This window comes from Dyadobacter chenwenxiniae (assembly GCF_022869785.1).
Taxonomy (GTDB): domain Bacteria; phylum Bacteroidota; class Bacteroidia; order Cytophagales; family Spirosomataceae; genus Dyadobacter; species Dyadobacter chenwenxiniae.
Genome location: NZ_CP094997.1, coordinates 6393285 through 6407089, shown reverse-complemented (window position 1 = coordinate 6407089; position 13805 = coordinate 6393285). Strand labels below are relative to the sequence as shown.

The 13805-nt window shown below is 45.6% G+C and carries 14 protein-coding genes; 7 read left to right on the top strand and 7 right to left on the bottom strand.

Features of this window, described 5'->3' with window-relative positions; translation table 11 throughout:
• Window positions 1-8 precede the first annotated feature (8 nt).
• The 5 genes from MUK70_RS27480 (at window position 9) to MUK70_RS27460 (ending at window position 5136) form a co-directional block, all read left to right on the top strand.
• Window positions 9-1112, top strand: a complete 1104-nt coding sequence (locus MUK70_RS27480; protein ID WP_234656952.1) for a sensor histidine kinase — start codon at window positions 9-11, stop codon at window positions 1110-1112.
• A gap of 317 nt (window positions 1113-1429) precedes the next feature.
• Window positions 1430-2185: a LytR/AlgR family response regulator transcription factor gene (locus MUK70_RS27475; protein ID WP_234656951.1), complete on the top strand. Its 756-nt coding sequence runs from the start codon at window positions 1430-1432 to the stop codon at window positions 2183-2185.
• 60 nt (window positions 2186-2245) lie between these two features.
• A complete protein-coding gene (gene ku / locus MUK70_RS27470) occupies window positions 2246-3019 on the top strand; it encodes a non-homologous end joining protein Ku (RefSeq protein WP_234656950.1) in 774 nt (257 codons plus the stop codon).
• A 1-nt stretch (window position 3020) separates the two neighbouring features.
• A complete protein-coding gene (ligD, locus tag MUK70_RS27465; RefSeq protein WP_234656949.1) occupies window positions 3021-3920 on the top strand; it encodes a non-homologous end-joining DNA ligase in 900 nt (299 codons plus the stop codon).
• Window positions 3921-3960: 40 nt separating this feature from the next.
• Window positions 3961-5136 (top strand): glycoside hydrolase family 18 protein, encoded by a 1176-nt coding sequence (locus MUK70_RS27460; protein WP_234656948.1) that lies wholly within the window; start codon window positions 3961-3963, stop codon window positions 5134-5136.
• Here the strand turns inward: MUK70_RS27460 and nfi are convergent, their stop codons facing one another.
• Window positions 5137-5865 (bottom strand): deoxyribonuclease V, encoded by a 729-nt coding sequence (gene nfi, locus MUK70_RS27455; RefSeq protein WP_234656947.1) that lies wholly within the window; start codon window positions 5863-5865, stop codon window positions 5137-5139.
• A 69-nt stretch (window positions 5866-5934) separates the two neighbouring features.
• On the opposite strand from nfi, the gene MUK70_RS27450 reads away from it, so the two are divergent.
• Window positions 5935-6441, top strand: coding sequence for a hypothetical protein (locus MUK70_RS27450; protein ID WP_234656945.1), 507 nt, complete (start codon window positions 5935-5937; stop codon window positions 6439-6441).
• Between the two features lie 22 nt (window positions 6442-6463).
• Here the strand turns inward: MUK70_RS27450 and nhaA are convergent, their stop codons facing one another.
• The gene (nhaA, locus tag MUK70_RS27445; protein WP_234656944.1) at window positions 6464-7645 is read right to left on the bottom strand and encodes a Na+/H+ antiporter NhaA; all 1182 of its coding nucleotides are present in this window, start codon (window positions 7643-7645) and stop codon (window positions 6464-6466) included.
• Window positions 7646-7911: 266 nt separating this feature from the next.
• On the opposite strand from nhaA, the gene MUK70_RS27440 reads away from it, so the two are divergent.
• Window positions 7912-8136: a hypothetical protein gene (locus MUK70_RS27440; RefSeq protein WP_234656943.1), complete on the top strand. Its 225-nt coding sequence runs from the start codon at window positions 7912-7914 to the stop codon at window positions 8134-8136.
• 93 nt (window positions 8137-8229) lie between these two features.
• On the opposite strand, the gene MUK70_RS27435 is transcribed toward MUK70_RS27440, so the two are convergent.
• Genes MUK70_RS27435 through MUK70_RS27415 form a run of 5 tightly spaced genes read right to left on the bottom strand, consistent with a single transcriptional unit; the run spans window position 8230 to window position 13756 of the window.
• On the bottom strand, window positions 8230-9531 hold the full coding sequence (locus MUK70_RS27435; protein WP_234656942.1) for a DUF5690 family protein: 1302 nt from the start codon (window positions 9529-9531) through the stop codon (window positions 8230-8232).
• Window positions 9532-9549: 18 nt separating this feature from the next.
• Window positions 9550-10905, bottom strand: coding sequence for an aspartate aminotransferase family protein (locus MUK70_RS27430; protein WP_234656941.1), 1356 nt, complete (start codon window positions 10903-10905; stop codon window positions 9550-9552).
• A 39-nt stretch (window positions 10906-10944) separates the two neighbouring features.
• Window positions 10945-11883, bottom strand: coding sequence for an alkaline phosphatase family protein (locus tag MUK70_RS27425; RefSeq protein WP_234656940.1), 939 nt, complete (start codon window positions 11881-11883; stop codon window positions 10945-10947).
• Between the two features lie 11 nt (window positions 11884-11894).
• Complete coding sequence (locus tag MUK70_RS27420; protein WP_244784554.1) at window positions 11895-13025, bottom strand: TIGR03364 family FAD-dependent oxidoreductase; 1131 nt, start codon at window positions 13023-13025, stop codon at window positions 11895-11897.
• A gap of 20 nt (window positions 13026-13045) precedes the next feature.
• Window positions 13046-13756 carry an HAD family hydrolase gene (locus MUK70_RS27415; protein ID WP_234656938.1) on the bottom strand — a complete coding sequence of 237 codons (711 nt, stop codon included), beginning with the start codon at window positions 13754-13756 and terminating at the stop codon, window positions 13046-13048.
• Window positions 13757-13805: the final 49 nt, after the last annotated feature.

The window sequence follows — 13805 nt, the reverse complement described above, 5'->3', positions numbered from 1 at the left end:
AATCACCAATGAAAAGCACAGCGAAGGGTTCGAAAAAATTCTGGAATTTTTCCCCAGCTTTTTTGGGCGCAAACTTGCTTGTCGCCCTCGTGATTTCGCTAGGTTCGTTTGCAAAATGCATTGCCACTGGTGAAGGTTACCGGGATCTGACCCGGGAAATCCTGATCTCGTTCGTCATGTCGTCCACATTGAGCTATGGCGGATTTTTGATGGAAGATTATTTTGACAGGACCATTTCATGGATTCAATATCCGGTCAAAAGGCTGATTCTGGAATGCCTGTGTTACTTTTTGTATGTCTTTTGCACAAGCATTGTTATCATTTTCCTGTTTCAATTTTTCGTTACAGAGACCTTTACATTGAACAACATCCCTTGGAACAGGCTGGTGAGCTGGACGGGATTTCCGATGAAGATTTCCTTTGTCATTTTATTTATATTAATCAGCCGGTCATTTTTGATGGAATGGCGTACAGCGGCGATTGAATCGGAGCAATTGAAAACAGAGCGTTTTGCGCAGCAATATCAATCTTTAAAAGACCAGCTGAACCCGCATTTCCTTTTCAATTCGCTGAATGTGCTGAGTAACCTCGTTTATGAAAATCCCGACACGGCGGCCAAGTTCATCCGCCAGCTTTCAGGCATTTATCGTTACGTGCTTGAAGTGCAGCAGGAAGAATTGGTTACGCTAAAACAGGAGCTCGGTTTTGCAGAAAATTTTCTGTCACTTCAAAAGATCCGTTTTGAAGAGAGTTTGCAATATCGCATTCAGGTGGATGGAAACGCAGCAGGCTCTTTGCCTCCCCTGTCTTTGCAATTATTGTTGGAAAATGCGATCAAGCATAATGTTGCATCGATGGAAATGCCATTAAGGATTGATATAGAGCTTGTGAATGATCAATTGATTGTCAAAAACAATTTACAGCCCAAGAGTAGCTTACCGGACGATTCTACGGGTGTCGGGCTGGCTAACATTAGCAAGCGTTATGCATTGTTGAGTGAGGATAGAATTTCAGTTAGCAATGATGGCGGTTATTTTGTTGTGACATTACCATTATTGAAAGTCCAAGAACAGGCGACCCCCGCCAGCGTCAAATATGTATATACAAAATAATTGCTAGAAACAGGAAGCTGCTCTGCAGCCGAGTTTTGAAGCCGCCCCAACTGGGCAACCTGTTTTTAGATATGATATAAACCAACATTTTAGCCCGGGAGGGATGACGAGCATGGTGCATCCCGTTACATGCCTGCCTGCATTTAATTTTATTTGCGGTCATTATTTTCTACCAATATGTTTTACCGCTCGCATTGCGTTTATCCTACGTATTGAAGAAAGGGTAGCGTAACACAGCCCCGGAGGGGCATCCTGTTTCTAGAAAAATTGAATTGATATAACTTTTGCCCCGGTAGGGGCATCCTGTTTCTAGATAAATGACTAAAATTCTAATCATAGAAGACGAAAAACCTGCAGTCAGGCGCCTTACTCAGCTTTTAAGCGAGCATTTGCCCGAAGCGCAGGTTCTTGAAAGCCTTGATACGGTTTCTTCCGCCGTTAACTGGTTCAGCACTAATCCAGAACCTGACCTGATCTTCCTGGATATTCAGCTTGCAGACGGAATCAGTTTCGAAATATTTGAAAAAGTAAAAATCACTGCGCCGATCATTTTCTGCACGGCTTATGATCAATATGCCATTAAAGCATTCAAGCTGAACAGCATCGATTATCTGTTGAAGCCCATTGATCCCGAGGAACTTGCACAAGCATTAACCAAATTCAAATCAGGCAGGAAAGAAGCCGGCATTTCGCTGGAACAGATCCGCAGCCTGATGCAGCCGACAACAAAAGCATTCAAAACACGCTTTCTGATAAAGCTTGGAGAACGCATTCAGAGCGTTGACACACAAGACATTGCATTCTTTTTCAGCGAAGATAAAGTCACATTGCTACAAACCAGGCAAGGCAAAAAATACATTGTTGATTACATTCTGGACGAGATTGAGGAAATGGTTTCCCCCGAGCAATTTTTCAGGATCAACCGGAAATATATCAGCTCCATTTACGCAATCAGGGACGTGTTCACTTACTCCAACAGCCGCCTGAAAGTGCATCTCGAAAACTGTTCAGATAACGACATTCTGATCAGCCGTGAGCGGATGGGTGCCTTCAAGAGCTGGCTCGGGCAGTAACGCGGCACGGATTTTTAACAAATTGTCTTTCAAAATAATTGATCATTTTCGAAGAAAGATATGAGAGCAATTTGGTCCGGGGCTATCGGATTTGGCCTTGTCAACATTCCCGTCAAACTTTTCAGCGCGACTCAGCAAGCCGAGCTGGATCTGGATATGCTGGACAAAAAAGATCACGCAAACATTAAGTATCAGCGTGTTAATGGCAACACCGGCAAAGAAGTCGACTGGGATGACATTGTGAAGGGTTACAAGGTTGAAGATGAGTATGTGGTGCTTAACGAAAAGGATTTTGAAAAAGCCAGCCCGGAGAAAACCAAGATCATTGAGATTGCAGAGTTTGTCAACGAAAAAGACATTGACAGCATTTACTACGAAACGCCTTACTATTTGCAGCCGGAAAAATCTGGCGGAAAGCCTTACGCATTGCTGCGCGATGCGTTGAAAAAAACGGGTAAGGCCGGTCTGGGAACCTATGTTTTGAGAAATCGGGAGAGTTTGGTTTTGATTAAAGCGGCTGGCAACATGCTCATCCTGAACAAAATCAGATTTCAAGACGAAATTCGGGAAGCGGATGAACTGGACATTCCGGATGTGAAGATCAAGCCTGCTGAAATGGCTATGGCAGTGCAGCTGATAGAACAGCTCACAACTGAATTTGATATTTCAAATTACAAAGACACATACACCGAATCGCTGCTGAAACTGATTATGGACAAAGCGAAAGGCAAAAAACCGACGACGCCGAAAATGAAGATCGTGCATTCCAAAAGCAAGGATCTGATGGCCCAGCTAAAAGAAAGTTTGAGCGCGCCGAAACGAAAAGCATCGTGATATGAAAAAGAAAGCGGAACTGACGCATCTGGACAAAATCTACTGGCCCGACGAAAATATAACCAAAGGCGAGCTTTTGGAATATTACAGCTTGATAGCGCCTCATATTTTACCCTATCTTAAAAACCGCCCGCTGTCGCTTAGGCGTAACCCCAATGGCATCAAGGAAGCCGGATTTTTTCAAAAAGATGCGGGAGATAACATTCCGGATTGGATCAAAACAGAGGAAATCCTTGCGGAATCGACAGGTAAAATGGTGAATTATTTCATTTGCAATGATGTAGAAACATTGCTTTATCTGGCCAATATGGGCTGCATTGAGATGAATCCCTGGAATTCCACCACCAATAAGCTGGATAACCCGGATTACATTGTGATGGACATCGACCCGTCGGATAATAACACATTTGAGGAAGTTATCGACGTGGCGCTTGTAATCAAAGAGCTTATAGACCAGACGGGTATGACGGGTTTTTGTAAAACCTCCGGATCAAGCGGGCTGCATGTTTACATTCCTTTTGGTAAAAAATATACTTACGACGAAAGTCGTGGTTTCGCCGAAATCCTGGCAACATTGGTGACAGAACGGCTTCCTGAAATCACAACATTGGAGCGCTCACTCGCTAAGCGTAAAAAGAACCAGATCTACGTCGATTTCATGCAAAACCGGATTGCACAAACCCTCGCTTCGGTGTATAGCGTTCGTCCGAAGCCCGGAGCGACCGTTTCCGCGCCGCTGGAATGGAACGAAGTGAAGCATGGATTGACCCCACAAGATTTCACAATCAAGAATATGCTGAAACGCGTCGAGGAAAAAGGGGATCTTTTCAAGGGCGTTTTGGGAAAAGGCGTGGATATGGCGAAGGCATTACAGAAGCTTGAAGCATTGCAAGCGGGGTAAATTTGTAGTTACTTTATCGCTTCAATCATATCCTGATCCCATGCTTTTCATCAAATTTACCAAAACCCTCATTCCCGCATTTACGGCCCTGCTCATTACTTCCCTGCCGTTTTTGAATGCTTGTAAATCCGAAGAAAAAAAGGAAGAATCCGCTGCTGCAACCGATAGCCTGTCCGCAAAACCAGTCGTGATCGGTTACGTAGGCGGTTTCCGCGGCCTTGTTAATACGGACAGCATTGAAGTTGACAAGCTCACGCACATTAATTATGCATTTGTAGATGTGCAAAAGGGCAAAGCTTTTTTAACCAATGAAAAAACAGATTCCACAAATTTCCGCAAGCTTAAATTGCTGAAAGAGAAAAACCCAGATCTTAAAATTCTGATTTCCCTCGGTGGCTGGACTTGGAGTGAAAACTTCTCTGACGCAGTCTTAACCGAAGCTTCCAGAAAAATATTTGCCAAAAGCGCTGTTGACATCATCAAAAAATACGACCTCGACGGCGTGGATATTGATTGGGAATATCCGGGCATGCCGGGCGAAGACGGCAACGTTTACCGACCAGAGGACAAGCAGAACTTCACATTGATGTTCGAGGCGATCCGCAAAGAACTGGATGTTTTTGAAAGAGAATCGGGCAAAAAGAAGTTGCTTACCACGGCGGTTCCGGGTTTTACCTCATTTCTCAAAGTGGTTGAAATGGGTAAAGCGGCAAAATATCTAGATTATGTAAACATGATGACTTACGACCTTTTTCAGGGCGATACGGCTGTCCACCATGCTGCTTTATATAATTCCGATATTTACAAAGCGAGCCATTCTGTGGATAATGCTGTGAAAGCGTTTTCGGCAGAAGGCGTTCCGATGAATAAGCTGGTCGTAGGACTTCCTTTTTACGGAAGAATGTTCCGCGTTGCGAAGCTGGACAAAGGGCTGGGCCAAAAGCAGATTTCACAAAAATATGTGGATGGTTACACGATGATCAAAGACAGTATGGTTAACAAAAACGGCTTTAAAGAATACCGGGACGAGGTCGCCAAAGCGCCATATCTGCTGAATGCGAAGACAGGCGACGTGCTGAGCTATGACGACGAGCAGTCTGTCAGGGATAAATGCAAATATGTGCTGGATAAAAAGCTAGCCGGCGTGATGTTCTGGGAATATGATTCAGATTCCAAAACGTATCTGCTGGATGAAATTGATAAGACATTCAAATAATCAGAACAAGCTCCATTGTTCCAATTTGTGATAACCTTCTTTTAACTCGCCGGTCCGGAACTTGTTCACAAACTCATGCGCCCTGCGGGTGGGTTCCGGAAGCCGGTGTTTCCTAAGGCATTTCATGGCAATGTCCATGCTGTCTCTAAGGCTCATTCTGTGTCCAGGTGAAATAAAAACGGGCTTTACATTAATCTTGCTTCGGAGCGCAAATCCGATGGTATCGCCTTTGTCGGTCACAAGTGTATATTCCCCTTTCGTTTCGCCAGGGTCCGCATAATTTCCAGCCAGCTTTTTCTTTGCGCAACCCAAGGTCACAGTGTCTGTCAGGACCCCGAAATGTGTGGCGATTCCCAGTCTCCGCTTGTGCAGTATCCCGTTTCCGTCAAACATTATGCAGTCGGGCTTCACTGGGAACTGCTCATAAACTTTTAACAATGCCGGGATTTCGCGAAAAGCAAGATAACCCGGCACGTAGGGGAAAATATTGGTCGTCTGCACGAGTGAATATGAAATCGGATTTAAGTCGGGGTAGCTGAGAACAACCATGCCGGCATACACAATCTCACTGTTCAGGTCGAGCGAAATATCGGCACCTGCGATGGTTTTGATCTCGCCCTCCATGGGCGAAAGGTTAACCTGGGCCCTCAGTTTTTCCTGGATAAGCGTGGCTTCGGCAATGGTGAGTTGCCCGTAATTAGATTCCGGCGTTTCAATTATGTTATCCATGTGCGACTGGCATGATATTCTTTGTACAACCTTAAAATATTCGGTCTATTAAAAAATCAAGCCATCCTCATGGAACAAGTTAATGTTAAGCGTAAATGGGCAAATTGGAAATTCATTGCCTTTGTGATCATTCTCATTGCCATTTTTATCAAATTCTTTGTGCTCCGTGACCGCGACGAGAACGCGCCGGTGACCGTAGAACTTGACCTTCCAAAAATTGCATTGCGTAATGTGGAAGAAGTGGAAGCGGTTTTAGGCAAAGGAACGCTGGACAGTTATTATAAGGACGAGGTTGCAGGCTGCGAAAAATGTCCGAAAATGATCTATCGCGAAGGAAAGGTGGAGATTATCTATATCAATGAAATAGCCGATCAAATTCAACTTAATAAACTTTCTGACTACGATTTTGAAGACCGGGTTATACTTGGAATTCTCAATTTGAAAGAAAACATTGCCCCGAACGTTGACGATAATCATCTCAAAAGGTGGGACAACTACGAAAAATATTCACAGATCTCCGCATTCGGCAATGGCAGCAAGATCGAGTACATTCTGATCAAAGCCAAAACAGAGTAATGTAGTTTATGCATTACTGCTGTTAGTATTTCCCAGATCTCCTGCTGACCCAGGTAAGCATTGCACAGCCTAATAATCCGGACAAGATCGAGCCGGTAAGGATGGAAAACTTAGCTTCGGATAAAATCAGATCCTTTCCCGCAAAAGAAAGCAGCGCGATGAAAACGGACATGGTAAAGCCAATTCCGCCCAGCATTCCCACACCCACAATGTGAAGCCAGCCCGCCCCGTGCGGTCTGGCACTAATGCCCAGCTTCACGGACAACCACGAAAGCGCAGTGATTCCCAGCGGTTTCCCCACAACAAGCCCCAGAATAATGCCTAAGCCTAACGGCGTCGTCAATCCCTGAATCATGCCGTCTTCAAACCTGATGTTGGTGTTGGCCAGCGCAAAGACGGGCATAATCAAAAAATTCACCGGCTTCATCAGCATATGTTCCAGCTTTTCCAAAGGCGATTCCGTCGCGTCCGGATTTGTAGGGATTGCAAATGCAGTCAGGACACCTGCAATGGTCGCGTGCACACCGGAATGGTGGATAAAATACCATATAAAAACGCCCGGAATAATGTAAGCAGCAAGGTTTTTCACGCCCATCTTATTCAAAGCGAGCAATGCCACGAAAATCCCTCCTGCATAAAGCAAATACGTGTAATGCAGCTCGGATGAATAAAAAATGGCAATAACCAGAATAGCCATTAAATCGTCGACAATGGCCAGTGCGGCGAGGAAAATTTTGAGGGAGGCTGGCACTTTTTTGCCCAACATGGTAATGATCGCAATCGCAAATGCAATGTCCGTGGCCATCGGAATTCCCCAGCCGCCGGCGGTTTCCGTGTTTTTGTTCAATGCCGTGAAAATCAGAGCGGGAGCAATAACACCTCCCAATGCTGCGAAAATAGGCAGCGCAGCCTTTTTCAAAGACGACAACTCCCCTTCTACCAGCTCCCTTTTGATCTCCAATCCCACCATCAGGAAGAAGATGGCCATTAAACCATCGTTAATCCAGATTAGCAAAGAATATCTGAGATGAATGTCTTGAAAATTATATCCCAGTTCGCTGGCCAGCAGTGCTTCCAGCCCCGGACCGGCGCCTGTGTTAGCAATGATGAGCGAAACGATGACGCAGATAATGAGGATGATCCCACCCGCTGATCCCGATTGCAAGAATTCTCTGAATGGTCGAAGGTTGATGAGTTTAGCCATGCGCACAATTTAGGAAAAATATATTTCTTCAAAAGTCTCTACAATTGTATTATTCCAATGATTAATAAGAAACAACTTTCTTGTAAAAATTGCATTATGCGATCGGCGCAAAGATTTCGAATTGCCTTTAAATTACTCATCATCAATTAAAACCATTCATATTACCGTTAGCTCACTTATTGAAAAAATGCTACGCACGTCTAAAACATTGACTTACATTTGTACAGTCAAATAAGACAAACACAAGATTTAAAAAAGATTTAGCTATGAAAAATTCAATCACAACATTCGTTTGCGCTATGGCGCTCAGCACTACTTTCGCATTTGCTAACATAGAAGATAAAACAAAAGTAGCGGCTCCAAATACATTACCAGCCTCGGCACCGACGCTGGAAACACCGGCACCGCAACGTGAAAAAGCGACCAATGATTTCGCTAAATACACGCCGGCACAAAAAGCTTCTATCGTGGAGCTTAAAGTTGCAAACTAGTTAGAGAATCAGTTATTAAGGTGAAATTGAGATTAAAAAGGAGAACCGCTTCGTTCTCCTTTTTTTGTGCCTCTTAGCAAGCATTTCCGGAGTTCAGGCAGTCGCCAGGCTGGACCCATCCGCCTTTTGCTCCTGGTTTGTCCGGATCCTTTCCAGATAAATATTGGCGCACGCCAGCAGCAACAATCCCAGGAAAAATTGAATGTATGTGAATTGCATCAGTACTTTGGACCAGCTGAGATCTTTCATAAAAAACTCCTTATAAAGCAGCAGGGCGACGCTGCCGAGGTAACCAATGCTTTCGCAGATATAAACAAAGAAGCCCGCATTGGCCTTCATCCTGAAAAGCGCGATCATCCGCTCGAAAATGACCGTTTGGAGCACCGTGTAAGCCAGGAAAGTCCCCAGTCCCACCATCAGCATCCAGTAAAAGCCACTGATTGCCCCTTTTTGAAAAAGGAATGTTCCCGCGCCTAACAATGTGACAGATACAAAAAGGATCAAATTCGTGAGTCGGAAACCTTTCACATTATCCCGCACAAAAGCAAGGCTGCCGATAATTACCAGCACCACGACGCCGGTGATCATTTCTGTGGTTGTGAAAACGCTGCTTCCCCAATTTGCGTCAATTTCATTCCAGATCTCGATAGTAAAATTGTCCCTGAAATCGCGCAGAACAACGAGCGTAGCATAAAATACGACCAGACAAACGATTGGAAAGCCAAATTTCGCCATCACAACGCGCTTGTCTTCCTTTGTCATCGGCTTACGCTCCGTTCTCAATTGAATGTCCTCAGGCGTGGGCTCAGGAATGACCGAAAGCATCCACACAAAAAAGCAGAAAAACGGCAAGAAAATTGCACCCATAAATACCGGCATCCAGAATTCTGAAATGCCTGGAAGCATGGTGTGCAGCTCAATGTAAGTGGTTTTTAAAATTCCGGAAGCTACAACAACACTGATGTTAAGCCCCATTGCCAGCATTTCGGTAAACCGCCGCCCTTCCAGAAAACTGAAAACAACGCCGTAAACCATTCCGAGCGGCAGGCCATTGATAAAAAGAAAAATGAAATTGTAAGGGTAAGGAACAAGCCCGAAAAACAGCAAGGCGATTTCCGCAACGAGGATTAATGAGATAATAAGCTTGATCCGGGAGCTGTGCTGCAGCTCGGAAATGACCTTAATCCCAGCAAATTTGGAAAGTGTATAGCCCGCAACCTGCGAAATGATCAGAACTGCTTTGTAACTCACATCCCCGAGTTCAAGTCCCTGATACAGACCCGCATTGAAGGGTTTTCGGAAGGCATACATGCAAAAATAAGCTCCAAAAGAGGCAATGACGGCCCAGGCAATGAACAGCGCGTTGGAACGCTGCAATGCTTTTTGTAAACGCATAGCACTGGTTTTTATGAATTATACAAAGACGGAGGCCTTTTCCAGGGCGTTTTCAAGAATCAGCAAGGCTTCGTGCAATTGCGCACGACTGATGATCAGCGGCGGCGATAATTGCAGCACATTTCCCTGCGAAACTTTGAAACTCAAACCATTTTTCAGGCATTCGTACATCACAATTTCTGCTTCCTTTACGGCTTTTTCCTTGGTGTCTTTGTCTCTTACTAATTCAATCCCCCACAATAACCCCACGCCCCTCACATCCCCGATTAAGGGAAATTTATCTTGTAGTTTTTGTAATTCACCAGCCATGAAAACGGCATCTTCCTGCACTTTTTCGAGGATTCGGTTTTGCTCCATATAGTCGAGCATCGCCAATGCGGCTACGCTCCCCAGCGGACTTTTTTCATGTGTAAAATGCCCCAGCGAGACGCTTTGAGCAATATTATGCGTGTCTCGTGCCACGATGGCGGCCATCGGCATTACGCCTCCGCCCATGCCTTTTCCCAGACAAATAATGTCCGGCTCAATGTCGTAATGTTCAAATGCAAACATTTTGCCTGTCCTGCCGAATGCGATCGGAATCTCGTCCAGGATCAGCATAACTTTATGCCTCGTACAGATCTCCCGGACTTTGTCCCAATAAGCTTGTGAGGGAATCTGAACATCTGTATTTCTAATGGTTTCGATCAAAAAAGCGCCTATATCGCCTTCTTTTTCAATCACATATTCCAGATAATCTGCATAAGCTATATCGCCGTTGCCCGCGGCCGCAAATGGTCCGCGGTAGGTCATTGGCGGCGGAATGCGCTCCACGCCAGGCATAAGCGGGCCCATATCTTTGCGAAAATCCAGCTCACCGCCCGCAGAAATTGCATCGAGCGAAGCGCCGTGGAATGAATCCCAAAGTGAAACAACTTTATGTTTTCCCGTCACGATCCGCGCCAGTTTCAGCGCCATACTGATCGCCGAAGTTCCTCCCGGCGCAAAAAGCACGCGGTTAAGGTTGCCCGGCAGCAAACTTCCCAGCTTCTTTGCCAGTTCAATTGCCGGGACATTGGTGTAACGCCGCGGCGAAAAAGGCAGGATATCGAGCTGTTCTTTTAATTTTTCAATGATGTAAGGATTCCGGTAACCGAGCTGGTGCACATTGTTGCCGTGAAAATCCATGTAAGTTTTGCCCTGAATATCAGTCAGATAAATCCCTTCGCAGGAAGCCAGAACATCCAGGCAAGGCGTCGATAACGACTGATGCAGAAAATGCTCCGCATCTTCTTCCAGATAAGCAACAGTTTCAGGATCGCTTATCACGGCATACCAATCACGGCGCGCCTCCGACAAGTTGATATCTCCTTCTGTTCTGTTGTGACTGGCCATATTTGACTGATTGTGAAACGACTGGATTTTGAAATCGATTTATTTTTCTCCTTTCCAGAGATTTTCCGGTTCCTTGAAACCTTCAAAAGCGGGTTTCACGGGGCGTCCAATCCAGGCATAAGGCTGCTGAACGCCAAGGACAAATGCAATCGTGGACGCAAGATCATAAGTGTAAACTTCCTGCTCGATCTTATATCCTTTTTTAACATCCTTACCATAAAAAATCCCGGCAATTTCGGCTTCCTGAGGCGTTGCGCCACCGTGACCTTTACCAACTCCACCATGATCAGCCCAAACGATCACCAGTGTTTTGTCCATTATTCCGGCATCTTTCAGGGCCGAAAGGATTTTCCCGATCAGCGAATCGGCTTTGGCAACGGACTGATAATATTCCTCCGAGCCGTGACCGCCGTGATGGCCCGCATGGTCTACATGATCGAAATGCACGAAACCCAACGCAGGCTTTTTGGTTTTGATATAATTGATGAAATCGGTTGCAGTGGAATCCTCGGTGCCAAAACGCTTGTCGTGATTCACCGCATCTTTTTGAAATAACCTCCCAAAACCATCCCAATGATACACCACGCCAATTTCGGCCTTAGGATTCGCCTTATGAAATATACTGAAAATAGTGGGAAAGCGGCCGTCCTTTTCCTGCACGATGGGCGGCAAAGTGTGCTTGTCAATCTCCCAGTCGTTATTGATAATGCCATGTTGCTCAGGGCCCGCACCCATGATCATGGAGGCCCAGTTCTGGCTGCTCGCCGAAGTGAGCACAGTTCGCACATTCCATTTTACGCTGCCGTTGGCGATCATATCGTGCAGCACGGGCGATTTCCCTTTGTTAATGCCGTCCGGACTAAGCCCGTCAACGCCGATAACAATCACGTGTTCAATGCCTTTCGGCCTGTCTTTTTGGCCAAAACAAAAAGAAGAAAACGCTGCAAATGATAAGAGAAGTGAAATTCTGAGCAACATAAATTAAGGGTTTAGGATTCACTGTAAGTTTCGCTGATCACCTCATCACAAAGGCCAAAAGAGAGCGACATGCCCGCTCCGCCGAGTCCGTTGATGATCGTAACGCCTTGTTCGGGCTTCAAGACGATTTCCGTCTGCCCGTTTGTCATTTTCGGATAGATCCCATTCCAGGTTTGGGAAACTTTGGGCGATTTGAACTGCGCGAATGTGCCCAGATAATCGAGGATCATTTTATTGATAAATTCGCGGTCGAACGGGTCAAATGTGAGAGCATATTCATGCGAATCGCCAACTGTGATTTCACCCAGACCGTTTTGAGAAGCCATCACATGAATGCCCCATTTGAGATATTCGCTGTATTCTTCCTGGTATCTTGCTTTCAATCCAGCTAACGAAGGCGCGGCTTTGAAACCGTCGTAATGGATCAAAGGAAGTCCGCCGCATAATGCCGGCCCGATTTTCCAATCGTTGGGCTGCGCTTCCAGGCGGAGCATTTGTAATTTACATTTGGTCAAAGGCGCTGCTGCGAATTCCGCCGGATATAATGTTTCAAAATCCTGTCCGCTGCAAACAAAAATCTCATCTGCCGACCAGCTTCTGGAGCCGGATGAAACATTCGGATAATTGATTTGCGAAATGGCTGTGTCCCAATGAAAAGTCACATTCCACTTTTCCTGCAAGTAACGCGCAACGCCCGCAATGGCTTCCCGCGGGTCCACGATCATTTCATCCGCAGAATACAATGCGCCCAGCAAGCCGTTCCCATTCACAGCAGGCGACATTTCCAGCGTTTCAGCAGCATTTAGCACTTTCACCGGCCGGTAAGCACTCACTTCAACAAACTGCCTGATCACTTCCAGCTCATCGTTCTGATATGCCATGTGCAAGCTCCCGCCTTCATGAAACCAGCATTTCGCCTCCGTAAGCACTTCTTTCCAAAGGCTTTTCGCCTTCAAAGCCCTGTTATATAATGTTCCCTCAGGCTGTCCAATCGGCCACACCATGCCAAAATTCCGGATAGAAGCACCCACCGCCTTCGACGAACGCTCGATCACTGTTACCTGGTAACCTCTTGACACCAAAGCCCTTGCCGTAGCCAACCCAACAATGCCTGCTCCAATAACAATAGCAGATTTACTCATTCCGATGTTGTTAAAATTTGCTATTTGTGAACTTCGCCAGCATAAGCCGGGCTTTCTGAAATGATGGCAACCACGTCCGCAATGTCGTCGATGATGTGCGTAGGCTTATAGGGAAGTAGCTCGTCAGCCGTAAATGCACCGGTCGTTATCCCGATCACATATTTACAGCCCGCGTTAATCCCCTCATTGATATCCACCTCAGTATCACCTACTTTGGCAACATTTGCAGCTGATGTAATGTTGAGTTCCTGCATTATTTTATGGATCATATCCGGATACGGGCGACCAAAAGGCACTTCGTCGCTGGCAACCAGGCAGTCGATTTTATTTTCCCAACCCAGCCTGCCAATAATCACATCTGCAATGTCCCTTGAAAATCCGGTGTTCAAAGCGATTTTTACGCCGGCCTCACGCAATGTTGCGAAAGTCTCTTCCACACGCGGCAATGGCTCTATTTCTTGTGTAGTGCTGTAAAACTGGATCATTCCGTTCACGAAATGTGTGTGAATGTCGTTGATCAGCGCATCGGTGATCTTTGCTTTGTCCGCTTCGCGTGTTTCCAGCATCATCCTGATAGCCAGCGGCTTTTCATATCCCATTAAAGGATTTACATCTTCAATGGCAATGTCATAACCCTGTGATTGCATTGCTTGCTGAAATGCAATTCCCACAAAATTTTTGTCCTTAACAGTGGTTCCTGCCATGTCAAAAACAACAAGTTCTATTAACATCTATGCATATATAATGGTGAACAAATACTGAATTTCAAGAGGAGGGTTT

Bases quoted from the DNA above. Each gene is read 5' to 3' on its own strand.
- ku (WP_234656950.1), top strand. From the start codon at position 2,246: ATGAGAGCAATTTGGTCCGGGGCTATCGGATTTGGCCTTGTCAACATT.
- ligD (WP_234656949.1), top strand. From the start codon at position 3,021: ATGAAAAAGAAAGCGGAACTGACGCATCTGGACAAAATCTACTGGCCC.
- MUK70_RS27430 (WP_234656941.1), bottom strand. From the start codon at position 10,905: ATGGCCAGTCACAACAGAACAGAAGGAGATATCAACTTGTCGGAGGCG.
- MUK70_RS27435 (WP_234656942.1), bottom strand. From the start codon at position 9,531: ATGCGTTTACAAAAAGCATTGCAGCGTTCCAACGCGCTGTTCATTGCC.
- MUK70_RS27460 (WP_234656948.1), top strand. From the start codon at position 3,961: ATGCTTTTCATCAAATTTACCAAAACCCTCATTCCCGCATTTACGGCC.
- MUK70_RS27480 (WP_234656952.1), top strand. From the start codon at position 9: ATGAAAAGCACAGCGAAGGGTTCGAAAAAATTCTGGAATTTTTCCCCA.
- MUK70_RS27440 (WP_234656943.1), top strand. From the start codon at position 7,912: ATGAAAAATTCAATCACAACATTCGTTTGCGCTATGGCGCTCAGCACT.
- MUK70_RS27420 (WP_244784554.1), bottom strand. From the start codon at position 13,025: ATGAGTAAATCTGCTATTGTTATTGGAGCAGGCATTGTTGGGTTGGCT.
- nhaA (WP_234656944.1), bottom strand. From the start codon at position 7,645: ATGGCTAAACTCATCAACCTTCGACCATTCAGAGAATTCTTGCAATCG.
- MUK70_RS27475 (WP_234656951.1), top strand. From the start codon at position 1,430: ATGACTAAAATTCTAATCATAGAAGACGAAAAACCTGCAGTCAGGCGC.
- nfi (WP_234656947.1), bottom strand. From the start codon at position 5,865: ATGGATAACATAATTGAAACGCCGGAATCTAATTACGGGCAACTCACC.
- MUK70_RS27425 (WP_234656940.1), bottom strand. From the start codon at position 11,883: ATGTTGCTCAGAATTTCACTTCTCTTATCATTTGCAGCGTTTTCTTCT.
- MUK70_RS27415 (WP_234656938.1), bottom strand. From the start codon at position 13,756: ATGTTAATAGAACTTGTTGTTTTTGACATGGCAGGAACCACTGTTAAG.
- MUK70_RS27450 (WP_234656945.1), top strand. From the start codon at position 5,935: ATGGAACAAGTTAATGTTAAGCGTAAATGGGCAAATTGGAAATTCATT.